A 25,229-nucleotide genomic window follows, 5' to 3' on the forward strand; every position below is an offset into this window, starting at 1 on the left:
CGGATGCCGCGGCCGAGCGGCTGATGCGCACGGCGCAGTACTTCTTCCCCGGCACCCAGTCGCCCGACCGGCGGACGCTGTACCGCGAGGGCGGCCGGGCGGCGGAGGAGTTCTACCGGGAACGGTGGCGCCACGACCGGGAGGTGCGCTCCACGCACGGCGTGAACTGCACGGGCTCGTGCTCGTGGCGGGTGTTCGTCAAGGACGGCCTGATCACGTGGGAGACCCAGGCGACCGACTACCCTTCGGTCGGCCCGGACTCCCCGGAGTACGAGCCGCGGGGCTGCCCGCGCGGCGCGTCGTTCTCCTGGTACACCTACTCGCCCACCCGCGTCCGCCACCCCTACGTGCGCGGCCCGCTGCTTCAGTTGTGGCGGCGGGCGAAGGCACGGTACGCGGACCCGGTCGAGGCGTGGGCGTGGCTGACCTCGGACCCCGGGCGGTGCGCCGCCTACAAGCGGGCCCGCGGCAAGGGCGGGTTCGTGCGCTGCGCCTGGCCCGAGGTCACGGAGATGCTGGCGGCGGCGCAGGTGCACACCGTGAAACGGTACGGTCCGGACCGGATCGTGGGGTTCTCCCCGATTCCGGCCATGTCCATGGCGTCCTACGCGGCCGGGACCCGGTACCTGTCCATGATCGGCGGAACGATCTCCTCGTTCTACGACTGGTACGCCGACCTGCCGATGGCCTCACCGCAGGTGTTCGGCGACCAGACGGACGTCCCGGAGTCCGGCGACTGGTGGAACGCCGGCTACCTGATCGTGTGGGGCACCAACCTGCCCATCACCCGCACCCCGGACGCGCACTTCATGACCGAGGCCCGCTACAGGGGGCAGAAGGTCGTGGTGGTCTCGCCGGACTACGGCGACCACACCAAGTTCGCCGACGACTGGCTCGCGGCGGCCCCGGGCACGGACGGCGCCCTGGCGCTGGCCATGGGGCACGTCGTCCTCGCCGAGTTCTACCGCGACCGGCAGGTCCCGTACTTCACCGAGTACGCCAAGACCTACACGGACCTGCCGTTCCTCGTGCGGCTGCGCGAGCGCGACGGCGGCGGGTACGTGCCGGACAAGTTCCTCACCGCCGCCGACCTGCCCGGCCCGGCCACGGAGGCCGCCGAGTTCAAGACGGTGCTGCTGGACGGGCGCACCGGCGAGCCGGTGGTGCCGAACGGATCACTGGGCTTTCGCTGGTCCGAGTCGGGCCGGGGCCGGTGGAACCTGCGGCTGGACGGGGCCGACCCCCTGCTGACCCTGAACGGGCGTCCGGACCGGGAGGCGGTGGCCGTCGACCTGCCGCGGTTCGACACGGAGCCCGGCGATCCCGGCGGGGTGCTGCGACGCGGCGTACCGGCGGTGCGGGTCGGCGGGCACCTGGTGACCACCGTCTTCGACCTGGTGCTCGCCCAGTACGGGGTGGGCCGCGAGGGCCTGCCCGGCCGGTGGCCCACCGGTTACGACGACACGGGCAGCCCGTGCACACCGGCCTGGCAGGAGGCGATCACCTCGGTGCCGGCCAGGGCGGCGGCTCGGGTGGCCCGGGAGTTCGCCCGCAACGCGGAGCGCACCCGGGGCCGCTCGATGATCGCGATGGGGGCGGGCACCAACCACTGGTTCCACTCCGACCAGATCTACCGCGCCTTCCTGTCCCTGGTGATGCTGACGGGCAGCCAGGGCGTGAACGGCGGCGGCTGGGCCCACTACGTCGGCCAGGAGAAGGTGCGGCCGCTGACCGGATGGTTCCACCTCGCCTTCGGCCTGGACTGGCAGCGGCCCACCCGGCACATGGTGGGCACCCCCCTGTTCTGGCTGGCCACCGACCAGTGGCGCTACGAGGCGTTCCCCGCCGACACCCTGGCCGGTCCGCTCGGGCGGGGTACGCTCGCGGGCCGGACCCTGCCGGACTGCAACGCGCTGGCCGCCCGGCTGGGCTGGATGCCCTCCCATCCGGCGTTCGACCGCAACCCCCTGGACCTGTGCGACGAGGCCGAGCGGGCCGGCAAGGAGGTACCGGAGTACGTCGTCGAGGAGCTGAAAGCCGGCAGGCTGCGGTTCGCCGCCGAGGACCCGGACGACCCGGCCAACTTCCCCCGTGTCCTGCTCGTCTGGCGGGCGAACCTGTTCGCGTCGTCGATGAAGGGCCACGAGTACATGCTGCGGCACCTGCTCGGCACCGACGACGCCGTCACCGCCGCGGAGACCCCGCCCGACCTGCGGCCGAGGGACGTCACCTGGCGCGAACAGGCCCCGGTCGGCAAGCTCGACCTGTCGGTGGCGGTCGACTTCCGCATGACCGGCACCTGCCTGTTCTCGGACGTGGTGCTGCCGGCCGCGACCTGGTACGAGAAGTACGACCTGTCCTCCACCGACATGCACCCGTTCGTGCACGCCTTCAGCCCGGCGATCGCGCCCCCGTGGCAGAGCCGCACCGACTTCGACGTCTTCCACACCCTCGCCGCCGAGTTCGCCAGGCTCGCCGCGGTCCACCTGGGCGTGCGCCGGGATGTGATCGCCGCCCCGCTCGCCCACGACACGCCGGACGAAATGGCGCAGCCACACGGACGGGTACGGGACTGGAGGGCCGGCGAGTGCGAGCCGGTACCGGGTCGGACGATGCCGAAGCTGATCGTGGTGGAGCGCGACTACGCGGCGGTGGCCGAGAAGATGGCCGCCATCGGCCCGCTGCTGGACAGCCTGGGCACCACCACCAAGGGCGTGACCTGGAAGCCCGAGCAGGAGATCGACTACTTGCGCCGCCGCAACGGCACCGTGCGCGGCGGCATCGCCGACGGACGTCCCTCGATCGCCCGCGACGACCAGTTCTGCGAGGCGATCCTCGCCCTGTCCGGCACCACCAACGGCCGCCTGGCCGTCCAGTCGCTGCGCGCGCTGGAGGAGCGCACCGGCGTGGAGCTGGCCGATCTCGCCGGGGAACGCTCCGGCGACCGCATCACGTTCGAGGACACCCGCGGCCGGCCCCGCGCGGTGATCACCTCGGCGGAGTGGTCCGGCACCGAGTCCGGCGGCCGCCGCTACTCCCCGTTCACCGTCAACGTCGAACGCCTCAAGCCCTGGCACACCCTCACCGGCCGCCAGCACTTCTTCCTCGACCACGACTGGATGGCCGAGTTCGGTGAGCAGCTCCCGGTGTACCGGCCGCCGTTGAACATGGTGGCCCGTTTCGGCGATCCGCGTCGCTCACCGGACGGCCGCCCGGAGCTCGTGGTGCGCTACCTGACCCCGCACTCGAAGTGGTCCATCCACTCCGAGTACCAGGAGAACCTGCACATGCTCACCCTCTTCCGCGGCGGCCCGGTGATCTGGATGAGCCCGAAGGACGCGGATCGGATCGGGGTGGCGGACAACGACTGGATCGAGGCGTACAACCGCAACGGCGTGGTCGCCTGCCGCGCGGTGGTCAGCCACCGCATGCCCGAGGGAACCGTGTACATGCACCACACCATGGACCGGCACCTGAACGTGCCGAGGACGGAGACCTCCGGCCTGCACGGCGGCGGCGACAACTCCCTCACCCGCCTGCTGCTCAAGCCCACCCATCTCATCGGGGGCTACGCCCAGTTCTCCTACGGCTTCAACTACATCGGCCCCACCGGCAACCAGCGCGACGAGATCACCGTCATCCGGCGGCGTGCACAGGAGGTCGAGTTCTGATGCGTGTCATGGCGCAGGTCGCGATGGTGATGAACCTCGACAAGTGCATCGGATGCCATACCTGCTCCGTCACCTGCAAACAGACCTGGACCAACCGGCCCGGGTCCGAGTACGTCTGGTTCAACAACGTCGAGACCAAACCGGGCACGGGATACCCGCGCCGCTACGAGGATCAGGAGAAGTGGAAGGGCGGCTGGACCCTGAACCGGCGGGGCGGACTGACGCTGAAGGCCGGCGGCCGGGTGCGCAAGCTGCTCGGCCTCTTCTACAACCCGGACCTCCCCTCGCTCGACGACTTCTACGAGCCGTGGACGTACGACTACCAGAGCCTGACCACCGCGCCGCTGTCCGACAGCTTCCCCAGCGCCCGCCCCAAGTCCCAGCTCACCGGCCGGGACATGCGGCCCGTGCACGGACCCAACTGGGACGACGACCTCGCCGGGGCCGCCGAGTACGCCATCGCCGACCCGAACCTGGAAGGTCTGTCGGAACAGGTGCGGATGGAGTTCGAGCACGCGTTCATGTTCTACCTGCCGCGCATCTGCGAGCACTGCCTCAACCCCTCCTGCGTCGCCTCCTGTCCCTCGGGCGCCATGTACAAACGGGAGGAGGACGGGATCGTCCTGGTCGACCAGGACCGCTGCCGCGGCTGGCGGTTCTGCGTGTCGGGCTGCCCGTACAAGAAGGTGTACTTCAACCACCGCACCGGCAAGGCCGAGAAGTGCACCTTCTGCTACCCGCGCATCGAGGCCGGGCAGCCCACCATCTGCTCCGAGACCTGCGTGGGCCGGCTGCGCCACCTGGGCGTGATGCTCTACGACGCCGACGCCGTCCTGGGCGCCGCCTCGGCGAAGGACGAAAAGGACCTGTACGAGGCGCAGTTGTCCGTCTTCCTCGATCCGGAGGACCCAGGAGTACGGGCGGCGGCGGAGCGTGACGGCATCGCCCACGACTGGATCGAGGCCGCCCGGCGCTCCCCGGTGTACGCGCTGATCAAGAAGCACCGGGTGGCGCTGCCGCTGCACCCGGAGTACCGCACCATGCCGATGGTCTGGTACGTCCCACCCCTGTCCCCGGTCACGGACGCGGTGCACGCCACCGGCTACCACGACGACGACCCCGACCGTGTCTTCGCCGCCATCGACGCCCTGCGCGTCCCCATGGAGTACCTGGCCAACCTCTTCACCGCCGGTGACACCGCCGTGGTGGAGGGCGTGCTGCGCAAGCTGACCGCGATGCGCGCCCACATGCGCGCGCTGCAACTCGGCGACCCGCCCGACCGGGCCCTGCTCGGCCAGGTCGGCGCGAGCGCCGAGGACATCGAGGACCTGTACCGGCTGCTGGCCATCGCCAAGTACGACGACCGCTACGTCGTCCCCCGGGTGCACGCCGAGGGCTCCGGCGCGCTGATGGCCCAGCACTGCTCCCTCGACTACCCCGGCGGCGTCGCCGACCTCGCCGCCCACGACGAGGACCAGCGGGTCGCCGCCCCGCCACCGCCGCCGGGCCCGGCGCCCTCGGGCGGCGGCAGTCGGTTCCGCGACAGCGACGGCAGGGTGCGCTTCAACCTCCTCGGCTGGAACGGATCCGGCCCCGTCCCCGGCCTCTTCGACGACGGGAGCGGCCGGTGACCGGCCGCCGGCGCGCGCCGGCCGACACACCACTGGTGCACCGCATCGCCTCGGTCCTCCTGCGCTACCCGGACGAGGCGGTGCTCGCCTGCCTCGGCGACGTGACCGCCGCGCTCCCCGCCGTCGTCGACCCGGCCGACCGCACGCGGCTCGCCGCCGCGTGCCGCCACGTCTCGGAGCCGTCCCCCACCGAAGCCGCGCAGCGGTACGTGGACACCTTCGACCACACGCGCCGCCGCACCATGCACCTGACCTACTACCGGCACGGCGACACCCGCGCCCGTGGCATGGCTCTCCTCGCCCTCAAACACGCCTACCGGCAGGCCGGGCACGAGCCGCCCGAAAGCGAACTGCCCGACTTCCTGCCGCTGGTCCTGGAGTTCGCCGCCCTCGCCCCCCGACCCGGCCATCGCATCCTGCTCCAGTACCGGGCCGGACTGGAACTCCTGCGCCAGGCGCTGCACGAGCACTCCAGCCCGTACGCCGGCGTCCTCGACACGCTCAGCGGGCGGCTGCCGGAACCGGGCCGGGGCGAGCGCGACGCGTGGCGGCGGCTGGCCGCCGAGGGGCCGCCGGGCGAACAGGTCGGTCTCGAACCCTTCGGCCCACCGGAGCGGACCGGGCTGGGGCCGTTCGCTCCGCCCGCAGGCCCGGAACCGTCCGGGTATCCGGCACGGGAGGCATTCACGAGGACGAAGGAGGGCCGGTGAGTTCCTGGGACCTGTGGTGGTGGGTGATCCTGCCCTACCTCGCCCTCGTCACCTTCGTCGTCGGCCACGTCTGGCGCTGGCGCTACGACCAGTTCGGCTGGACCAGCCGCTCGACCCAGCTCCAGGAGCGCCGCCTGCTGAAATGGGGCGGGCCGCTCTTCCACTACGGCACGTTCGCCGCGATCGCCGGACACGTCATGGGCATCCTGATCCCCGAGTCGTTCACCCGGTGGCTCGGCGTCCCGGAGGGCACCTACCGCTGGTTCTCCTCCATCGGCGGCACCGTCGCCGCGCTGGCCGTCGCCCTCGGCGTGGCGATCCTCGCCTTCCGCCGCACCGCTGTGCCCCGGGTGCGGGCCACCACGAGCCCCGTCGACTGGGTGGCCCTCGTCCTGCTGGCGATCGTCATCGTGCTCGGCATCGTCCCGACGATGGGCGTCAACCTCTTCGGTGCCGGCTACGACTACCGCCGGAGTGTGGCGCTGTGGTTCCGCGGCCTGTTCGCCGGCGCCCCGGACGTCGCCGCCATCTCCCACGCACCGCTGATCTACCAGGTGCACGCCACCGCCGCCTGGGCCATCCTCGCCGTGTGGCCCTTCACCCGGCTGGTGCACGCCTGGAGCATCCCGCTGTGGTATCTGTGGCGGCCCTTCGTCCTCTACCGCAGCCGGGTCCCCGCCCACCCCACCGAGCCGGGCACCAGCGGACGCCGCTGGCGCCGCATCGGCGCCCGCTACTGACCCCGAACCCGAAGCCCTCCGACACAGAAACGGCGACCGAGCCATGCAGAAGCTCTCCCTCGACACCAAGGCCGACGAGCACCTGGAGCGGGCCGCGGCCTCCTCCACGGGCCGCAGCGCCGAGACCCTCTACGGCGGCCACGAGCACCGACTGCGCCAGACCCTCCTCGCCCTGCGCGCGGGCACCGACCTCGCCGAACACGAGAACCCCGGTGAGGCCACCCTCCTCGTGCTGCGGGGACGGGTACGGCTGCACAGCGGCGACGAGTCGTGGGAGGGCTCGGCCGGAGACCTGCTCCCGATCCCGCCCGCCCGCCACAGCCTGGAGGCCCTGGAGGACTCCGCCGCACTGCTGACCGTCGCCAGGACCGCCTGACCCAGGCGGCTGCCGGCGGGCCGGCTTCGGGGACCGAGGCGGGATCCTTCGCGACGGCGGCCCGACGGGCCCCGGCCGCGGTGCGGTGCGTCGGGTCAGGGGCGGGGAAGGCGCCGCCGGAGGTCGCGAGGACCGGGGCGCCCTCGTCGAACCGGACGGTGGGCGGAAGTCCGCTGCCGCCCGACGCTTCGGCGCGGGCCGAGGGCTGCCGCGGCGGGGTGCCGTGGCCGCGTCCAGGGCGGCGGCCCGGCCGCTTCCCCGGCCGGGTGCGCGGTTCGGCCGCTCGGGTCGCACTGACCGCGAAGGCAGTCCTCGGTCCGCCCCTTCCACTCCCGGCACGGCCGGGGGTGAGGGCGGAGGAGCCGCTTGGTCCGGACGTCGGGAGACCCTTCCCGGGCACGGACCCCGGCCCCGCGCCCAGGAACGCGGCGCGACCGCTTGCGGCCGCCGACGAGTCGTCATCCCGACGCCCCGGGGTGCCCCGCCGACGGCGCGGCGAGGGCCGCGCGGCCCGGAGCCGGACGGCCCGGTGCGGCGCGCGGCGTCCGCTTCGACACGGTGGGCCCGGCCGCGCCGAAGCCGGGCTCGCCCGCCGGCGCCACCATCGCCCGGACGCGGCCGTGACGCGATCCGACCGGCCGCGCCTCCCGCGCGCGGATCGGACCGGAGCGAGGACGGTCGCCCGCGCTCCGGTCCGGGGAGGCGCCCCGGGCGGACGGCCGAGCCGCCCCGCCCGGAGTGCCGTGGCTCAGGAGATCGTCCGGCACACCGTTCCGTTGAGGGTGAAGGCCGTCGGAGCGGGGTTGGCGCCGTCGTTGGCGCCGACGAAGCCGAATTCGACGGAGTTGCCGCCGTTCGGCGCGAGTTCGGCGTTGTGCTCGCCGTTGGTCACATGGACGTGCTGCCCCTCACCGGTGACCTCGGCGTTCCACGACGAGGACACGGACTGACCGGTCGACGGCCAGTCGAAGGTCAGCGTCCAGCCGTCGATGTCCGCCGGTCCGACGTTGCTCACCACGACGTCGGAGACGAAGCCGTTGCCCCAGCCGGAGGTCACCTGGTACGAGACGGTGCAGGTGCTGTCGTCCGGCGTGCTCGTGGTGAAGGTCAGCGGGACGGAGGGCCTGGAGAGGTGGCCCGCCTTGTCCCGGGCCAGCACGTCGACGGTGTGCCGGGAGCCGGCCGGCAGGTTGGGGAGCGTGACGGAGGTTCCGGTGGAGGAGCCGAGCAGCTGGAGGTTGGTGCCGAGCTGCTCGTAGACCTCGTACCGGTCCACCGAGCCGTCGGCGGCCGGCCAGCTCAGGGTGGCGCTGTCGGCGCCGACCGCGGTGGTCCTCGGCGCCCCGGGGGCGCCGACGGTGGCGGCGGACGAGCCGGTGCCGCTCTTCGGGTGCAGCGTCAGTACGGTGAGGGAGTACGGCGCCAGGGTCGCCGAGCCGGCCGTGGCGGTGCCGGTGGCGTCCACCAGGCCGGCGTCACCGGGTGCCCAGCGCTGGACCCGGGGGGCCGCGGAGTCGGCGGTGAAGCCCAGGTAGCGCAGGTCCACGGTGTGCTCGGTGGCCGGGCTCTTGTTGAGCAGCAGGACGCCGAGGTCGCCGTCGGCCCGGAGCACCGCGTGCGAGGAGACCTCGGAACCGGAGGTGCCGGAGGCCACCATGCTGTCGCCCGGGTCGCTGAGGGCGCCGAGCGTCTTGATCCCGTAGTACGGCGCGAACGGGGTGTTCACCGCGGGCTCGCAGACACCGCCCGAGCAACTGCCGTTCGACAGCATGCCCATGTCTCCGTAGTCCGTCTCGCCACCGACGGTGGTGACGCCGCCCGCGCCGTTGTGGGTGTCCCACCAGTCCACGGTGAAGACGCCGTTCTCCAGCGCGGTGCTGATCGCCTCCGCGGCGAACAGGCCGTTGGGGCGGCTGGTGAAGGCACCGCCGCCGGAGTCGGAGTTCACCTCGGTCATCGCGATGCCGACGCGCGCGGAGTCGGCGCCCGCGTACCGGTCCAGCAGGTTCCGTACCTCCCGCAGCTCGCCGGGCAGTCGGCGGACGGCGGACAGCGCCCGGTCGCCGTTGCCGGTGTCGGGGTACCAGTGGACGCTCACGAAGTCGATGTCGTGGGCGACGGCGGCGAGCACGGTGTGGTTCCAGTCGCCGGTGTCACCGCCGGCCACCGAGCCGTCCGGCCAGTTGCCGGGCATGGTGAGCACCGCGCCGATCCTGACGGTGGGGTCGACCGCCTTCATGGCCTGGGCGTAGGCCTTGACCTCCCGGGCGTACTGGTCCGGCGTCTTGTCGGCGTGGGTGTCGTTCTCCCAGCCGCTGCCGTAGACGCCGTTGCCGTAGATCTCGTTGCCGATCTCCCAGTACGTCGCCCCGTAGCCCTTGGTGACGTTCGCGTACCGGACCCAGTCCGCGGCCTCCTGGGCCGTCCCCGAGCCGTAGTTGGCGATCAGGATCGGCTGGGCGCCGGTGGCCTTCACGGTGCCCATGAAGGCGTCGAAGCCGGTGCCCGGGGCGACGTAGCCGCCGGGCGCGGTGTTGTCGACCCAGTGGTACATGTCGGAGTAGGAGCCGCCCGGGTAGCGCAGCGCGCCGATCCCCGCGGACTCGTAGAGGGAGGCCACCTCGGGGTCGTTCATGTACGAGTCCCAGACGGCGGTGTTGGCGCCGAGCGCGGTGGAACCGACGGTGCCCAGGCCCGCGCTCGCGTTGACGGTGACCGTGGTGTCGGCCGGGGCGGCCGCGTCGGCCGAGGCGGCGGGCGCGGAGAGCGGCAGCACGGCGGCCGCCACGGCCAGGGCCGCCGACACCGTCACGACGAGGGGGCGAAGCCCGGTTGATCTCCCGCGTGATCTCCTGCGGGCCGGTCCGCTGCGGAACAGCATGGGGGGTTCCTCCCGGGTGAAGCGCCGGCCCGGGGCCACGCCGCGGAGCCGGACGAGGGACGGAGAACTCGGGCGTGGAGCTTGGGAGCGCTCCCATGATGGGAGCGCTCCCAAGCCATGTCAATCTTCCTGACACGCCGAGCATCCCCGTACCGCTCGACAGCGGTGCCTTCCGTCAGCGGCGCGTCAGGAGGCGGTCAGCGGCCCCTGGCACTGTTGTTCCTGTGACCGGAACGGGAGACCGAACACCGGTCACGGGGAGAGGTGCCCGGAGTGGTTGATCGGGGACCAGCGAGCTCGACTCACGGTCGGGCCCCTCCGGGGGCCCACGCAGGTTCGAATCCTGCCCTCTCCGCCGAGGCCCGTCCCGGAGACCGGTACGCCCCCGGTCATGCTGCGCGGGAGCCGGCCGCCGCCGGCCGCGACGCGGAGCCGGTGGCCGTGGGCGAGGAGTCCTGTGGGCCCGTGCCCCGCCGGGCGCTTCGCCGCGGGGCACGGGCGGACGGTCAGGTGGTTCGCGTACGGTCCGCGTCCCCCCCGTCCGCGGGCAGCAGGCCGGCCTTGTCGACGACGGCGTGGGCCAGTTCGGCCGTGCTGGACAGCAGGGTTCCGGCCTTGGCGTACGGCATGTCCTTGATCAGGTAGCTGCGGGAGCCGAGGAAGGAGTAGTCCTTCGGGTCGAAGACCCACTCCGTGCGCACGCCGTAGCGGGTGTCGTCGCGGACGATGCCGAGGCCCTGCCGGCCGATCGCGTCCCGGGCCGCGGCGGACCGGCTGACGCCGGGGATCTCGGCGGCGGCCTGGTAGAGAGCGGCGGCCGTGCGGGGCGGCATCACTCCGCCGAGCAGGTTGCCGATCTGCTCGAACACCGCTTGGTCGCGCCCTCGCCGCTCGGCGGCGGGCGTGTTGGCGTACAGGTAGGCGAGCAGTTTGTCCGGATCGGTGGGCAGGGAGCCGAGCCAGCGGTAGGTGGGCCGGCCGAAGCCGGCCGGGGTGCCCCCGGTGTCTCCCAGTTCGGCGTTGAGGGGCAGGGTCTCGCCGTCGTCGCGGACAAGGCCGAGCTTGTGCAGCGGTCCGGGCCGCTGCGCCAGCCACTTCTCGTAGTCCTTCAGCGGGCCGACGACGGCCTTGCCGCCGGTCAGGTCGGTCTCGCGGATCTTCTCCCGGGTGTAGACGAACTGGTCGTCGCGCACGGTGGGTGCGCTGCGGTCGGCCGCGGCGTCGGAGATGCGGTGCAGCAGGGCCACGGCGGGCCGCGGGTCCACGGCCGCGCCGCCGCGGCCCTTTTCCCCGCCGGTGCCGGCCAGGACGGCACCCGCGGTCACCGCGCCGGCCAGGGCCAGCGCGGTCGCCGAGACGAGGAGCACGGTCCGCGGCAGCGGCCGGGCGCGCCGGACGGACGGGCCGCCGGATGCGAGGGGTCCGGTGGACACGACGGGTCCGGTGGCCTCGGTGGAGACGGCCCGGTCGCGGTCGATGTGGCGCATGAGCAGGTCCTTGTGACGAAGGTGCTGCTCGCGCGGGAGGTCCCGGTCGGCCGGGGCCGGCAGCAGGCGCGCGATCTCGTCGCGGTCGTCGTCCTGCTCGTCGGACGTGAAGGCGGTCCTGTCGTTCATGTGAGTTCCTCCCGCACGGGCAGGGCCGCGATCGCGGCCGCACTGGTTACCTCTCCGCGACCCGCCCGCGGTTCCCGGCCGCCGACCAGCGGCTCCCGGCCGTCCGCCGCGCTCTCGTCGGCGAGCCGGGCGAGCTTCTTGCGGGCACGCGACAGCCGGGAACGCACGGTGCCGACGGCGATGCCCAGCGCCTCGGCCGTCTCCTGGTAGTCCAGCCCGGACCAGACGCACAGGGCGAGCACCTCCCGCTCCGGACGCCGCAGCCGCCCCAACGCCTCCTGCACGGCCCGCAGTCGCCGCGCGTCGTCGATGCGCCCGGCCGTCCGGGCGGCGAAGTCCTCCACCTCCCGGGCCGGCAACTGACGCGCCAGGAACACCTGCCGCCGGCGCGCGCTCCGGCGCGCGTTGTCCGCCTTGTGGGTGGCGATGCCGAGCAGCCAGGGCAGCAGGGACCCCCCGTCCTCCTGGACCCGCGCACGCGAGCGCCACGCGGTCAGAAACGTCTCTGACATGACCTCTTCGGCCGTCGACCAGTCACCGGTCAGCCGCAGCCCGTGGTTGTACACGGCTCGGGCGAACTCCTCGTACAACTGGGCGAACGCCTCTCGGTCCCCCTCGCGCACGCGGCGGCGGATGTCGTTCTCTGACTTGTTCACACTCACTTCTCTCCGCACGGCACGGGGGAGTTCCTGTGCCGTGCGTCACGGCAGCGCGTCCCGCGTTGTCGCACCCGCACGGTACGTTGAGCGCATGGCCTACGCGGAGAACAAGGTGGCGCGCATCAGGCCGCAGCAGTTCCACGAGGCCGCCGGCGTGGAGGACTGGCGGGTCGTGGGCGAGGGGGCGTGCGCGTACTTCCGCAGTGGGTCCTTCGCCGTCGGCGCCCGGTTCGTGCAGGCGATCGGTGAGATGCCGGGGATCGAGGCCGGGCACGTCGACGTCGACGTGCGGCAGGAGGGCGTGACCGTGCGGCTGATCACGATCACGGACGACTCCTACGGGCTGACCGGGCATCACGTCGATACGGCCCGGCGGATCTCGGCGGTGGCCCGCACCCTGGGCATGCCGGCCGATCCGTCCGGCGTGCAGACCGTCCAGGTCACCATCGACGCCCTCGCGCGTCCCGAGGTGGTGGCGTTCTGGCGTGCCCTGCTCGGTTACGAGGCCCGCGCGCACAGCGGCGAGGACCTGGTGGACCCGCGCCGCCGCGGCGCGCCGTTCCACTTCCAGCGGATGGACGCACCGCGCCCGCAGCGCAACCGGGTCCATGTCGACGTGTGGGTCCCGTACGACCAGGCCGAGGCCCGGATAGCCGCGGCGCTCGCGGCCGGCGGTCGCCTGGTGAACGACGCCGACGCGCCGTCGAACCGGGTACCGGCCGATCCGGAGGGCAACGAGGCGTGTGTCGGCGTGGCCGGCCCGCCGGGACCGGCCACCGGACCCGCGTGAGGGCCCTCGCCCGGCGGGACGAGGGCGACATCCGAGTCCGCCTCGTTCCGCGCGGGGCCGGGCGTCCGGGGCCTCACCCCCGCACCGGCCCCGTACTGCTCCTCACCACCAGCTGAGTGGCCAACTCGATGTGCGGGCTCTCCAGCGTCTCGCCCTGGATCAGCCGCAGCAGCGTACGCGCCGCGACCTGGCCCATCTCGTCCAGGGGCTGACGGACCGTGGTCAGTGGCGGCGGGGACCACTGGACCTGGGGGAGGTCGTCGAAGCCGACGACGCTGAGGTCGTCGGGGATGCGGAGGTCGTGCCGGCGGGCGGCCTCGTAGACGCCGAGGGCCATCTGGTCGCTGGAGGCGAAGATCGCGGTCGGTGGCTCGGGGAGGGTGATCAGCCGGGTGCCGGCGGCGAAGCCGGACTCGTGGGAGAAGTCGCCCTGGCGGACGAGCCGGTCGTCGATCTCCACGCCGGCGGATTCCAGGGCGGCGCGGTAGCCGTCCAGGCGGGCGCGGCTGCACAGCAGGGTCGACGGACCGGTGATGACGCCGATCCGGCGGTGCCCGAGGGAGAGCAGGTGCTCGACGGCGCTGCGGCCGCCGGCCCAGTTCATGGCGCCGATCGTCGGTATGCCGAAGGTGGGCACGCCGGCCGGGTCGATGATGACGGTGGGCACGCCCAGGCGCCGTAGCTCGGCGTGCAGTTCGGGCGCGAGGTCCGAGGTCACGAGGACGACGCCGTCGGAGGCCCGCGCCCGCAGGTTGACCAGCCACTGCTGGGCCGACGTGCTGCGGTGGTGCACCGCGGAGACCACGGTGCCCAGGCCGGCGGCGTGCGCCACGTCCTCCACCCCGCGCAGGATCTCCACGGCCCAGGGACTGTCGAGGTCGTTGAAGACGAGGTCGATCAGTTCCGCCCGGCCCGCGGTCTGGGCGGCGCGCCTCCGGTAGCCGTGGTGGGCCAGCAGGTCCTCGACCCGGCGGCGGGTCGAAGGGGACACGTCGGCACGCCCGTTGAGCACCCGGGAGACCGTCGGCAGGGACACGCCCGCCTCCCGGGCGATGTCCGCGATCGTGACGCGGCCCGCGTCCTGTGCTGCCATCCATGCCTCCTCGCCTGCGGTCCCTCAGCATAGGCAATCGCCGGTCGCGGGATCCGCGCGACGGCCACCCGAGCCGTCGCGGGACCAAGGCCCCGAGGACGCGGGCCGGTTGATGCCGCGGGGGTTGACGGGCCGTCGGTGCGACCCTAACGTTTCGCGACAACTTCCGGAAACTTTCCGGAAACAGTATCGGGCCCCTTTCGATGCTCCACCCCGTCCGGAGGACCGTCCCCGGAGGCCTTCCACACCGGCGACCGGCCGACAGCCGTTCGCCCGCCCGGGACACCGGACCGCACAACGGACGGTGCGCGGCGGCCGGTTCGGCAGCGGCAGTAGGCAGTACGCACATCTCGACGACGAAGGGGCTTCCGTCCCATGGAGAGCGGCATGGACTCTGCGCGGCGCAGGCCCGCCACCACACGAGCCGACACCCCCGCGGCCGGCGACGGCCTCGCGGACGGCATGAGCCGACGGACGGCGCTGGCCCTCGGGGTCGGGCTGACCGCGCTGGCGACGCCCATGGCCTCCGTGCTGGGCGCGTCGGGCCCCGCCTGGGCGAGCGGGACCGGCGGCGCGGCGCGGCCCACCGACCCGGGGTCGTACATCACCACCTCGCGGGGGGCCGGCACCTTCCCGCTCGTCGAGAACGGCGGGGCCACCCCCCTCGTGGTCAGCGCCGGCGACCACCCGGGCGTCGTGCGCGCGGCCGGCGACCTGCGGGACGACCTCGAACGGGTCACCGGCGTCAGGCCCGCCCTGTCCGAGGACGCCCTCCCGGCCGGCCGGCGCGACATCGTGCTCATCGGCACGATCGGCAGGAGCCCGCTGATCGACAGGCTGGTGGCCGCCGGGAAGCTGGACGTCACCGGGATCGCCGGCACGTGGGAGACCTCCCTGGAACAGGTGGTGGACAACCCGCTGCCCGGCATCGACCGCGCCTTCGTGATCGCCGGCAGCGACCAGCGCGGCACCATCTACGGAATCTACGACGTCAGCCGGGGCATCGGTGTCTCACCCTGGTACTGGTGGGCCGACGCCACCCCGAGCCACCAGGACCTGCTGCACGTGCTGCCCGGCCGCCACACCCAGGGCACACCCGCCGTCAAGTACCGCGGCTTCTTCATCAACGACGAGAACCCCGCGCTGGGCACCTGGGGGCCGGCCTACTTCGGCCCCGGTCTCGCCGCCGGCCATCCCGGCGGTTTCAACCACGCCTTCTACGCCAAGGTCTTCGAGCTGATGCTGCGGCTGAAGGCCAACTACCTGTGGCCCGCGGTGTGGGGGCGCGCCTTCGCCGAGGACGACCCCGAGAACCACGCCACCGCGACGGCGTACGGCATTGTCATGGGCACATCCCACGAGGCGCCCATGATGCGCGGCATCGAGGAGTGGAACCGGCACGCCGTACCCGCCGTCCGCGACAGCCAGGGCAACATCGTCACCCCGGGCAGCGACCCCTACGGCGGCACCGGCGAGTGGAGCTTCAGGCACAACGCCGAGGCGCTCAAGGCGTACTGGACCGACGGCATCCGCCGGAAGGTGGACGAGGGCTTCGAGGGCGTGGTGACCCTCGGCATGCGCGGCAACGGCGACACCGCGCTCCCCGACGGCGACGGCATCGACCTGATGCGGAGCATCGTCTCCACCCAGCGCCGGATCATCGCCGACGTCACCGGCAGACCGCAGGCCGAGACCCCTCAGGTGTGGACGTTCTACAAGGAGGTCCAGCGCTACTGGGAGCAGGGCCTGCGCGCGCCCGACGACGTGACGGTGGTCTTCACCGACGACAACTGGGGCAACCTGCGCCTGGTCCCGAGCCCCTCCCTGCCCGCGCGCAGCGGGGGTTACGGCCTCTACTACCACTTCGACTACGTCGGCGCCGGACGCAACTACAAGTGGGTCGACACCGCCAACCTGGCCAATGTCCGGGACCAGCTCGGCCAGGCGTACGCCTACGGCATCCGGCAGCTGTGGATCGTCAACTCCGGTGATCTGAAGAGCAACGAGCTGCCCACCCAGTTCTTCCTCGACTACGCGTGGAACCCCGACCGCTGGACGGCCGACGACGTGCCCGAGTGGCTGGAGCACTACGCGCGGCAGAACTTCGGTCCGGGGCACGCCGCCGACATCGCCGGGATCCTGGGCACCTACGGGTGTCTCCAGGCCCGCCGCAAACCCGAGTTGCTCAACCGCAGGATCACCGTGGACCCGAGCAAGGACCTGTCGACCGACTCCTCCGCCGTCGTCTACGACGACCGGGCGACTCCCTTCAGCATCACCAACTACCGGGAGATGGAACGGGTCACGCAGGAGTGGAAGGAGCTGTCCGCCGCGGCCGAACGCGTCGGCAAGGCCCTGCCGGCGAACAAGCATGACGGCTACTACGAACTCGTCCTGTATCCGGTGAAGGCGACGGCCAACCTCTACGCCCTGCGCCAGGCCCAGTTCACCAACCTCCTCTACGCCGACCAGGGCAGGACCGTCACCAACTCCCTCGCCTCGGCCGCGGAATCGTACTTCGCGGAGGACAAGGCGCTCGCCGACCACTTCAACAACGAGGTGGCGAACGGGAAATGGAAGGGTTTCCAGACCCAGCCGCACATCGACTACGGCGATGTGGCCCGGTACGGCCCGGACGCCCCCTGGCAGCAGCCGCAGATCGACAACGCGGCCATCCCCGACGTCATCTTCCCGGCCGTCAAGCGGATCACCCCGGACACGGCGTCCCGGATGGGCGTCGCCGTCGACGGCAGCGACCAGGTGTGGCCCGGCTCCACGGCCGAGTGCGTGCTGCCCGGCCTGAGCCCGTACGCCAGTGGCCCGGCCCCGTACATCGAGATCTTCAACCGCGGTACGAAGCCCTTCGACTACCAGATCCGCACCGGGGTCCCGTGGCTGTCCGTCGACGCGACGAGGGGGCGCGTCGACGGGCAGACACGCGTCACCGTCCGCGCGGACTGGTCCCGCGCGCCCAAGGGCAGGACCACCGTGCCGATCACGGTCACCGGTCCGGACGGCCGGCAGGTGACGGTGAAGGCCCCGGTGGACAACCCGGACGTGTCCGCGCGGAAGGTGAGCGGATTCGTCGAGGCGCGCGGCTACGTCTCCATCGCGGCCGACCACTACTCCGCGGCCCACGGCGGGGGCGGCGTCTCCTGGCGGCGCATCCCCGGGATCGGCAGGACCGGTTCCGGCATGGAGCCCTTCCCGGTCACCGCGTCCCGGCGGACACCGGGCGGCGAGGGCCCCCGGCTGGAGTACGCCCTCACGCTCTTCACGACCGGTCGGGTCACGGTGGCCGCGTACCTCTCGCCCCGCAACGACGTCCTGGCCAACGGCGGTCTCGCCTACGCCGTGTCCTTCGACGACGACCAGCCGCGGACGGTGAACATCACCAAGGCCACCGGCTCGGACGACGGCACGATGAACGCGCAGTGGCAGCGGAACACCTCCGACAACGTGAACGTCACCACGACCACGCACCGGATCACCGAGGCGGGGGTCCACGTGCTGAAGTTCTGGATGGTCGACCCCACCGTCGTCCTGCAGCACCTCGTCGTGGACACCGGTGGCCTCAAGCCCAGTTACCTCGGCCCGCCCGAGAGCCTCCGGCTGCGCTGACACCCCCGGCTCCCCGCCGGGCGCCGGCACGGGCACGACCGTCGTCACCGATCCTCCTGGGAGGGAACGCAGTCCATGGGCCGAACATCCGCTCTTGTGGTGAGCCTGGCCGCCGCGGCCGTCCTTACGGCCACCGGTTTCGCCACCTCCCCCGCGGCCGGCGGGGAACGCGCGGCGAGCACAGCCCAGGTCGCCGCGGCCGGGCACTGGGTGAACACCTGGACCTCGATGCCGCAGCTGACCGAGCCGGGCAACATGCCTCCGGCGCCGTTCACCCAGCCGGGCAAGGTATTCGCCGACAGCACCGTGCGCCAGACCGTGCACGTCTCCGTCGGCGGGACGCATCTGCGGCTGCGCTTCTCCAACGCGTTCGGCGGCGCGGCGCTGCCCCTCACGGGCGCCTCGGTGGCGCTCCCGGCCGGCGGGCGCGCCGGGGTCGGCGCCGTCCAGGCGGGCACCACCCGGAAGGTGACGTTCGACGGCCGGACCTCCACGGTGGTCCCGGTCGGCGCGGAGGCCGTCTCCGATCCGCTGGACTTCGACCTGCGGCCGGGTTCCAACCTCACGGTGACGCTCTATCTGGCCGACGGCCAGTCCTCGGACGACATCACCTCGCACCCCGGCTCGCGGACCACGTCGTACATGGTGGGCGGGAACCACCTGGACGACGCGGACCTCGGCGGGGCGGCCACCACCCAGCACTGGTACTTCCTCAGCGGAGTCGAGGTCTGGTCCAAGCGCGGCACGGCCGCGGCCGTCGTGGTGGGCGACTCGCTGACCGACGGCCGGGGCTCCACGACCGACGCGAACGACCGGTGGCCGGACCAGCTGCTCGCCCGGCTGCGGTCCCGGCCCGAGACCTCCGGCGTCGCGGTCCTCAACCAGGCGGCCGGCGGCAACCGGGTGCTGAACGACGGCCTCGGCCCCAACGCGCTGGCCCGCTTCGACCGCGACGTGCTGGCGCAGAGCGGCGTCAAGTGGCTGATCCTCTTCGAGGGCGTCAACGACATCGGCACCGCCGAGGCCACCGAGGCCGCGCAGAAGAAGGTCGCGGCGGATCTGATCGCCGCGTACGACCAGATCATCGTGCGGGCGCACGCGCAGGGCATCCCGGTGTACGGGGCCACGCTGACGCCCTTCGGAGGGAACACGGGGTACGACGACCCGGACGGCCGCCGCGAGGCGGCCCGGCAGACGGTCAACCGGTGGATCCGCACCAGCGGCCGGTTCGACGCCGTGCTCGACTTCGACCGGGCGGTCCGTGACCCGGAGCAACCCCGCCGGATCCAGCCGTCGTTGGACGTCGGCGACCACCTGCATCTGAACCCCGCCGGCTACCAGGTGCTGGCCGACACGGTGCCGGACCGGCTGTTCGAGCAGCCCGTGCCGGACTTCGGTCTCCGCTAGCGGGACCGATCCGCGCCCCCGGGGCCGCGCGGCGCGGCCCCGGGTTCTCCGCGGGCCTTCCCGAGGAGGAAACATGGGCAGGGAGGAGCAACCCCCCGCCAACCCGATCAGCCGCAGGAATCTCCTCGCCGGTGCCGGGGCCGGTGCCCTGGCGCCGGCCGCCTCCGGGCTGCTGCTGCCGGGGCCATCACCACGGGCAACCACTTCGACGCCTGGGCGAGCCACGGGACGAGCAGGGGCGCCTTCAACTACTTGATCCTCTCGACCGAGGGCTACCAGAGCGGCGGCAGCTCCGACATCAGGGTCGGCTGACCGGGGTTCACCGTAGGCGGGCGGGCCGGCGGTCAGCGGGCGTCGGCGGCCAGGACGCGGCGCGTGACCAGGGTCGCCGAGTGGGCGGCGGCCTCGCTGTTGGGGCGCAGGGCCAGCCAGTCGCCTGCGTAGTCGACGCGGCGCAGGGGACGGTCGAGGAAGGCCCGGCGCAGGCGCAGCGCGGCCGGGGCCGCCTCGGGGAGGCCGTTGGGCCAGCGCGCCACGAGGGCCGTGCGCGTCGCCTCGGTCAGGCCCGGGAGGTAGCGCTCGGCGTGCGCGCGGACCTCGGAGACGATCTCGTCATCGGTGTGCGCCAGCAGGCGCGTCGAGGCGTACGGCGAGGCGAACAGGCTGACCAGGCCGCGGCCGGGCGGTACCCGGCCGGGCGCCTTGATGTGGTCGAGGATGGCCCCGGCGAACACCGGGTCCTCCACGGCGGGGACCTGCAACCCGTAGGAGGGCCGGCGGGTCGGACTCGGCAGGGGGCGGTCCAGCAGGCACAGCACCTTGAGCATCGGGCGGTAGGTGCTCGCCGCGAGGTAGGGGCGCTCGTCGTCCGGGACACCGGCGTGGAGCGCGAGGGCCACGGGCGCGGGTACGGCCAGTACGACCCGCCCGGCGGTCACCGTCCGCCCGTCGGCCAGGTCGAGGCGTCCCGAGCGCGGGCCCTGCTCGACCGCGACGACCGCGTTGCCGGTGACGACGTCCAGCCGGTCCGCCAGCGCCCTGGCCAGGGTGTCCATGCCGTCCCGGTACGCCACCCAGCGCTCCCCGGCACCGCCGACGGCGAGCAGGAGCGCGGCCATCGGCCCGATCGCCGAACGCTCCGGCCGCCAGCCGAAGAAGGTGCCGGACATCGGCTGCAGCAGGCGCTCGTACAGGTCGCGGTGGTGGCGGCGGGCGTACTCCTCGATGGTCGCGTCGCCCAGTGGTGTGGCCTCCGGGTGATCGAGGTCGAAGCGCCTGCGGTGCCGCAGGAGCGTCGCGGTGAAGCGCAGCCAGGACAGCCGGCCGCGCCAGGACATGCCCGCGCCGGTCAACAGTCCCGTGGGATGGCCGAAGTCGGGGCGGGCGCGGCCGTCACGCCAGATCGCCACGCGGCCGCCCACCGGCACGACGGCGTCCGCGGGCAGGCCGACCGCCCGGATCAGCCGCCAGGTGGTGTCGTAGCCGCTGGTGGCGATCTGCTCCGCCCCCTCGTCCAGGACGTAGCCCTGGTGGCGGCGGCCGGCCATCCGCCCGCCGACCCGGCCGCACGCCTCGAACACGCGGACCGACCTGCCGGTGCCCGCGAGGCGGAAGGCGGTGGCCAGGCCCGAGATGCCGGCTCCGACCACGGCGACGTCGATGTCCGTGCCGGTCATCAGCGGTTCCTTCCTTCGCGTGCGGGTGGGCGGGAGTGCGGTGCGGACCGGGTCCGGCGCGGTGCCGCGGGTCAGGTCCACTGCCCGGTTCCGTAGGGTGACGCGCCGTCGAGCAGCAGGTCCCGCAGTTCCTGTCGCCGTACCTTGCCCGTGGCGGTGAGCGGGAGTCGGTGGAGGGGCAGGAGCACCGGGTCGCCGAGCGGCGGCAGATCGGCGACGGCCCGGCGCCAGGTGTCGCGGGCGAGTGTCCCGTCCCGGGTCACCAGGACGGGCAGCGGCACCCCGTTCGCCCGGCCGAGCACCACCGCCTCGACCACGTCGGGCAGCCGGTCGTGGAGCACGTCCTCGATCTCGACGCAGCTGCCGCCCGGCACGGCGTCCACCTCGCGGTCGAGCAGCCGCAGCCGGCCGGACCGGGAGGCGACGCCGAGGTCCCCGGTGGCGAACCAGCCGTCGGCGGACTTGGCCAGCAGCCGCTCCTGCTCCCCGACGTATCCCGCGCACAGGGCGCCGGTCCGGGCCAGCACCAGGCCGGGCCTGCCGGGCGGCACCGGCCGCAGGGTCGCCGGGTCCACCACCCGCAGCCGCGTCCGGCCGGGCACCGGGCGCCCCAGGTCGCGGGTCGTGGGATGCCGCTCCCCCAACGCCCGCACCGATCCCCGGGTGAAGCAGCGGAAGGTGAGCGGCCCCGTCTCGGACTGGCCCCAGACCTGCACCCACAGCGGCAGCCTGCGGCGCGTCGCGGCGAGGAAGGCGCGCACCGTGGGCGGGTGGACCGCGTCGAAGGTGTTGAGGTACAGGCGCACGTGGCCGAACGGGTTGTCCGGCGCCGCCGCGAGCGGCTGCCAGCGCACATAGGCCGAGGGGGTGGCCTCCAGCACGGTGGGGCGGTGGGCGCGCAGGACGGGCTCGGCGGTCCGGGGTTCGAAGCTGTCCAGGAGCACCACCTCGCGCGGGGCGAGCCAGAACACGCTCAACGTCCAGGCGAGGCCGCGCCCGTGGGCGTACGACGTCGCCTGCGCGACGGTGTCGTCGCGTCGGCTGGCCACCAGCGGCCAGCGTCGTGCCTCGGCGGCGACGATCCGGTGGACCAGCGAGTCGGTGGTGTGGACGACCAGCTTGGGGACGCCGGTGGTGCCCGAGGTGTGCATGATGGCCAACGGGTCCCGGTCGGACGGGTGCCGGGGAGCCGGTGCCCGGTGTCCGCGCACATCGTCGAGGGGTACGGCGCCGGGTGCCGGGGCGTCGAGGGTGAGGGTGCGGCGGGCGAGGGCGGTCAGGTCGCTGCCCGCGGCGCGCGCGGCCGCCAGGGTGTCCGAGGTGGTGACGAGGGCCGTGGCGTCGAGGCGTTCGAGCAGGAGTCGGAGCGTCCCGGGCGGGAGGCCGCCGGAGATCAGCGCGGGCACGGCGCCGATGCGGGCGGCGGCGCAGGCGAGCAGGACGTAGTCCCAGTGGTTGGGCTTGATCACGGCGACCCGGTCGCCCCGCGCCACACCCAGACCGGCGAGCCAGCCGGCGGCACGGGCCACCAGGTGGGCGATGTCCTCGACGCCGTAGGCGGTCCGGCCGTCGTGCGCGATGTCCAGCGGGCGGCTCAGGCGCACCCGTGTCCGGGTGCCCCGGTCGGCCAGGGCGTCGAAGAACGGGCCGGGTCGGAGGGTCTTCATCTCACGTCTCTCGTCTCTGCGGATCAGGCGTTCCTGGCGCGCGGGCGCGTCAGGCCGTGCCGGCGCACAGCAGATTGGCCGCGACCAGGACGGCGACCAGCGTCCGGTGCGTCCGGATGCCGATCAGCCGGCCGCGCAGCACGTCGCCGCGCAGCACGCCGACCGTGAACTGCGCGGTGCGGGCCGCCGTCACGGGAAGGAGGGCCAGCGGGAACCACCACGGCGCGAGCCCCAGGACGGCGGCCCCGGCGATCACCGCGGTCTCCAGCGCGGACAGCGCGCCGATGAACAGGGCGTTGCCGCGGCGGGAGAGGAGGCAGGCGACGGTGGGCCGTCCCACCGCGCGGTCGCCGGCGATGTCGTTCGTGTTCGAGTACACGCCGAAGAGGAGGGGCCCGAGGCCGAACAGGAAGGCCTCCACGGCGGCGAGGGCGGTGGCCTCACCGGTGGCCAGGCCGTACAGGGGCAGTACGAAGGCCCAGCCGACGGCGGCGAGGAACAGCTCCTGGAACCCGTGATGGCCGAGACGCAGGCCCCATGAGTACTGGGGGACGAGGAAGGCGGCGGCCACGATGCCGAGCACGGCCCACATCGGCCGGTGCGGTGCGAGCGCCAGAGCCGCCGCCCAGCACAGGACACCGGCGGCCAGCGCGGCGCGGCCGAAGCGCAGGGCCTGCGCCTCGGTCAGGGTGCCGGCCAGCAGCGGCTTGCGGGCGAGTCGCCGTACCGCCGCGTCCGTCCCGTAGTTCGCGGCATCGCTGCCGTCCCGGTATCCGGTGACGTCGTCGAACGCGACCGCCGCGCTCACCAGGCACAACTCGCCGGCCAGGAAGGCTCCCAGCGTCATCGCCGAGGAGGCGCCGGCGGCCGGGCCGCCGCTCGGCGGCGGCAGCGACGCCACGACGAGCAGGCTCAGGTAGTAGTCGACCATCCCGATCTTGGCCAGCCGGAGGTAGGCGGCGAGCCGGGTGCGCGGGTGCCGGGCGGGGCGGGGCGGGGCGGGGCGCGGCGGGTCAGCGGTGGCGTGTCCCACGGCGGGCTCGGCGACCGCGACGGCCGACGTGGGGGAAGAGGGCTTCACCGAAGCTCCTGACATGCTGGAACGTACGTGGCTGTGGGCTCCCGTGGGACCGGGCGGCGGGCGCGCGGCCGCACCGGTGCCGTCCTCAGGAGGGGAAGGAGCCGGAGAACTGCCCGGCGCGCGGCCCGAGTCCGGGGCTGACGGGGGAGCCGGGCGTGGGCGGAAGGGTTGCGTGTGCGGTTGGCCGGTCCGCGGGGGGCTCGATCACGGTGCGTGCGGGGTCGCCGGAGGCCGCCGGCCGCCCCGCGGGTCCGGGCGGTGCCTTCAGGGGGTCGACTCGCCGCCGCGCACGACCTCTTGGCCGCTGTCGGCCACGGCGTCCGGGATGTTCCGGGCGCGCGGATCCCGCGGATCCGAGAACGAGGCCGGCGGCCGACGCGGCGATGAGCGCGCTACGACCCGGGAGGGCCTCTCGGAAGGGAGGAGCCGCAGGACCGGGCCGCGGCTCCCCGTTCGCCGGTTCAGAACGTCACGAGAACTGGACGTCGACCTTGTAGACGCCGGGCTTCTGGGCGGTGACGGTCGCCTCGCCCCGGGCGCCGTTGTACGTCCCGGTGCCGCCCTCGACGACGGCCTTGAAGGTGTACGGGTAGTCGAGCGGGTTGGCGTCGATCACGGCCTGGGTGCTCAGGTTGAGCTCGTCACCGTTGTTGAAGACGACGTACGCGCCGCAGTCGGCGTCCATCTTCGTGGGGCCCTCGATGCCGTCGATGCCGCACGTGTCGAAGGTCCGGCCGATGGTCTGGCCCGAGGCGTCGAGCACCGGGCCGTTGCCGGCGAAGCCCCCGCCCAGGGTCGGGGCCTGGGGGATGGAGGTGTTCTTGGTGTAGTCGATGGTGAAGCTCAGCGGCGCGGGCGCCGCCGCCAGGGCAGGGGCCGCGCCGGCGACGCCGAGCGCGCCGGCGAGGGACGCGGTGGCGACGGCGGAGGCGATGCGCCTGCCCATAGCAACTCTGTGCATGAACTCTCCTTGGACATCTCGGGCCCGTTGCCCGACGACCACGCACAGTTGATCACAGATCGGAGTTCCTTGATCACCAACCGTGACATCGCGTCGGGGGTGAGGTCCGCCGGGCCGACCGGCCCGGCAGCCCGGTCAGTCGAAGAGGGCGATGAGTCCGTTCACCCAGATCGCCAGGAACGCGAGGACGGCCAGCAGGCATCCGCCGCCCGCCAGGCAGTTGGCGAACGGACTTCTCCGGTCGTCCTCCTCCCGGGCCGACGGCACCGTGTCCCAGTCGACGGGGCGCCCCATGTCCTCGGAGCAGGCCGTCCGCACGGCCGCCAGGTGTTCCCTGGCGAAGGGCGTCCTGGCGAGGGACTCGGGGCCCCGCCAGGCAAGTGCCCGCATGCGCTGACCAGTTGTGCGGTACCGCGCCTCGAAGGCCGCCGTCTCGGCCGCGTCGCGGTCCTCTTCGAGGTACATCCAGCGGCCCGCCTCCGCGGGGTCGCCGTACAGGCGGTACACCTCGGCGAGGCGCCGGCGCGGCGCCGGATCGTGCGGATAGGACGACACCAGCCCGCGCAGACGCTGACGCGCGACGGGGACGCGGCCGGCGGCCAGGTCTGCTTCGACTCGGGCGAGGGTGTCGTTCAACGGCATGGGCCCA

At 73.3% G+C, this 25,229-nt stretch carries 17 protein-coding genes and 2 pseudogenes; 10 read left to right on the forward strand and 9 right to left on the reverse strand.

What is annotated here, in order from left to right; genetic code table 11:
• Positions 1-23: 23 nt before the first annotated feature.
• The 5 genes from QSK45_RS15660 to QSK45_RS15680 are packed head-to-tail and all read left to right on the forward strand — an operon-like array spanning position 24 to position 7,128.
• A complete protein-coding gene (locus QSK45_RS15660) occupies positions 24-3,671 on the forward strand; it encodes a nitrate reductase subunit alpha (protein WP_285557685.1) in 3,648 nt (1,215 codons plus the stop codon).
• Positions 3,671-5,302 (forward strand): nitrate reductase subunit beta, encoded by a 1,632-nt coding sequence (narH, locus tag QSK45_RS15665; protein ID WP_285557225.1) that lies wholly within the window; start codon positions 3,671-3,673, stop codon positions 5,300-5,302. Before QSK45_RS15660 ends, narH begins: the two co-directional genes overlap by 1 nt.
• Entirely contained in the window at positions 5,299-6,012 is a 714-nt protein-coding gene (narJ, locus tag QSK45_RS15670) for a nitrate reductase molybdenum cofactor assembly chaperone (protein ID WP_285557227.1), read from the forward strand. Before narH ends, narJ begins: the two co-directional genes overlap by 4 nt.
• Positions 6,009-6,752, forward strand: coding sequence for a respiratory nitrate reductase subunit gamma (gene narI, locus QSK45_RS15675; RefSeq protein ID WP_285557228.1), 744 nt, complete (start codon positions 6,009-6,011; stop codon positions 6,750-6,752). The genes narJ and narI overlap by 4 nt, the downstream gene beginning before the upstream one ends.
• A gap of 43 nt (positions 6,753-6,795) precedes the next feature.
• Positions 6,796-7,128, forward strand: coding sequence for a cupin domain-containing protein (locus tag QSK45_RS15680; protein WP_285557230.1), 333 nt, complete (start codon positions 6,796-6,798; stop codon positions 7,126-7,128).
• Between the two features lie 748 nt (positions 7,129-7,876).
• Here the strand turns inward: QSK45_RS15680 and QSK45_RS15685 are convergent.
• Positions 7,877-10,009, reverse strand: a complete 2,133-nt coding sequence (locus QSK45_RS15685; RefSeq protein ID WP_285557231.1) for a cellulose binding domain-containing protein — start codon at positions 10,007-10,009, stop codon at positions 7,877-7,879.
• A gap of 258 nt (positions 10,010-10,267) precedes the next feature.
• Here QSK45_RS15685 and QSK45_RS15690 point away from each other — a divergent pair.
• Positions 10,268-10,364, forward strand: a pseudogene (locus QSK45_RS15690).
• Positions 10,365-10,515: 151 nt separating this feature from the next.
• Here the strand turns inward: QSK45_RS15690 and QSK45_RS15695 are convergent.
• Together QSK45_RS15695 and QSK45_RS15700 are read right to left on the reverse strand one after the other, a co-directional pair.
• Positions 10,516-11,625, reverse strand: a complete 1,110-nt coding sequence (locus QSK45_RS15695; RefSeq protein ID WP_285557233.1) for a CU044_5270 family protein — start codon at positions 11,623-11,625, stop codon at positions 10,516-10,518.
• Positions 11,622-12,260 (reverse strand): RNA polymerase sigma factor, encoded by a 639-nt coding sequence (locus tag QSK45_RS15700; protein WP_285557687.1) that lies wholly within the window; start codon positions 12,258-12,260, stop codon positions 11,622-11,624. The genes QSK45_RS15695 and QSK45_RS15700 overlap by 4 nt, the downstream gene beginning before the upstream one ends.
• Positions 12,261-12,375: 115 nt before the next feature.
• Here QSK45_RS15700 and QSK45_RS15705 point away from each other — a divergent pair, with 115 nt between their 5' ends.
• Positions 12,376-13,074, forward strand: coding sequence for a VOC family protein (locus tag QSK45_RS15705; protein WP_285557235.1), 699 nt, complete (start codon positions 12,376-12,378; stop codon positions 13,072-13,074).
• Positions 13,075-13,147: 73 nt separating this feature from the next.
• Here QSK45_RS15705 and QSK45_RS15710 read toward each other — a convergent pair whose 3' ends face one another.
• Entirely contained in the window at positions 13,148-14,167 is a 1,020-nt protein-coding gene (locus tag QSK45_RS15710; protein WP_285557237.1) for a LacI family DNA-binding transcriptional regulator, read from the reverse strand.
• A 387-nt stretch (positions 14,168-14,554) separates the two neighbouring features.
• Between QSK45_RS15710 and QSK45_RS15715 the strand changes: the two genes are divergently transcribed.
• From QSK45_RS15715 to QSK45_RS15725, 3 genes and pseudogenes are all read left to right on the forward strand, one after another.
• Complete coding sequence (locus QSK45_RS15715) at positions 14,555-17,788, forward strand: glycosyl hydrolase 115 family protein (protein ID WP_490993575.1); 3,234 nt, start codon at positions 14,555-14,557, stop codon at positions 17,786-17,788.
• Between the two features lie 75 nt (positions 17,789-17,863).
• Entirely contained in the window at positions 17,864-19,195 is a 1,332-nt protein-coding gene (locus QSK45_RS15720) for an SGNH/GDSL hydrolase family protein (RefSeq protein ID WP_285557239.1), read from the forward strand.
• Between the two features lie 180 nt (positions 19,196-19,375).
• A pseudogene (locus QSK45_RS15725) lies at positions 19,376-19,501 on the forward strand (glycoside hydrolase family 11 protein); the annotation flags it as partial.
• 38 nt (positions 19,502-19,539) lie between these two features.
• On the opposite strand, the gene QSK45_RS15730 reads toward QSK45_RS15725, so the two are convergent.
• The 5 genes from QSK45_RS15730 to QSK45_RS15750 all read right to left on the reverse strand — a co-directional run bounded on the left by QSK45_RS15730 (position 19,540) and on the right by QSK45_RS15750 (position 25,222).
• On the reverse strand, positions 19,540-20,871 hold the full coding sequence (locus QSK45_RS15730; protein ID WP_285557242.1) for a protoporphyrinogen/coproporphyrinogen oxidase: 1,332 nt from the start codon (positions 20,869-20,871) through the stop codon (positions 19,540-19,542).
• 71 nt (positions 20,872-20,942) lie between these two features.
• Entirely contained in the window at positions 20,943-22,538 is a 1,596-nt protein-coding gene (locus QSK45_RS15735; protein ID WP_285557244.1) for a class I adenylate-forming enzyme family protein, read from the reverse strand.
• 49 nt (positions 22,539-22,587) lie between these two features.
• On the reverse strand, positions 22,588-23,619 hold the full coding sequence (locus tag QSK45_RS15740; RefSeq protein ID WP_285557246.1) for a UbiA family prenyltransferase: 1,032 nt from the start codon (positions 23,617-23,619) through the stop codon (positions 22,588-22,590).
• 469 nt (positions 23,620-24,088) lie between these two features.
• Positions 24,089-24,580, reverse strand: coding sequence for a hypothetical protein (locus QSK45_RS15745; protein ID WP_285557248.1), 492 nt, complete (start codon positions 24,578-24,580; stop codon positions 24,089-24,091).
• Between the two features lie 135 nt (positions 24,581-24,715).
• A complete protein-coding gene (locus QSK45_RS15750; protein ID WP_285557250.1) occupies positions 24,716-25,222 on the reverse strand; it encodes a DUF6584 family protein in 507 nt (168 codons plus the stop codon).
• Between the last annotated feature and the right edge of the window lie 7 nt (positions 25,223-25,229).

This window comes from Streptomyces hygroscopicus subsp. hygroscopicus, from assembly GCF_030269125.1.
GTDB classification, from domain to species: Bacteria; Actinomycetota; Actinomycetes; order Streptomycetales; family Streptomycetaceae; genus Streptomyces; species Streptomyces hygroscopicus_C.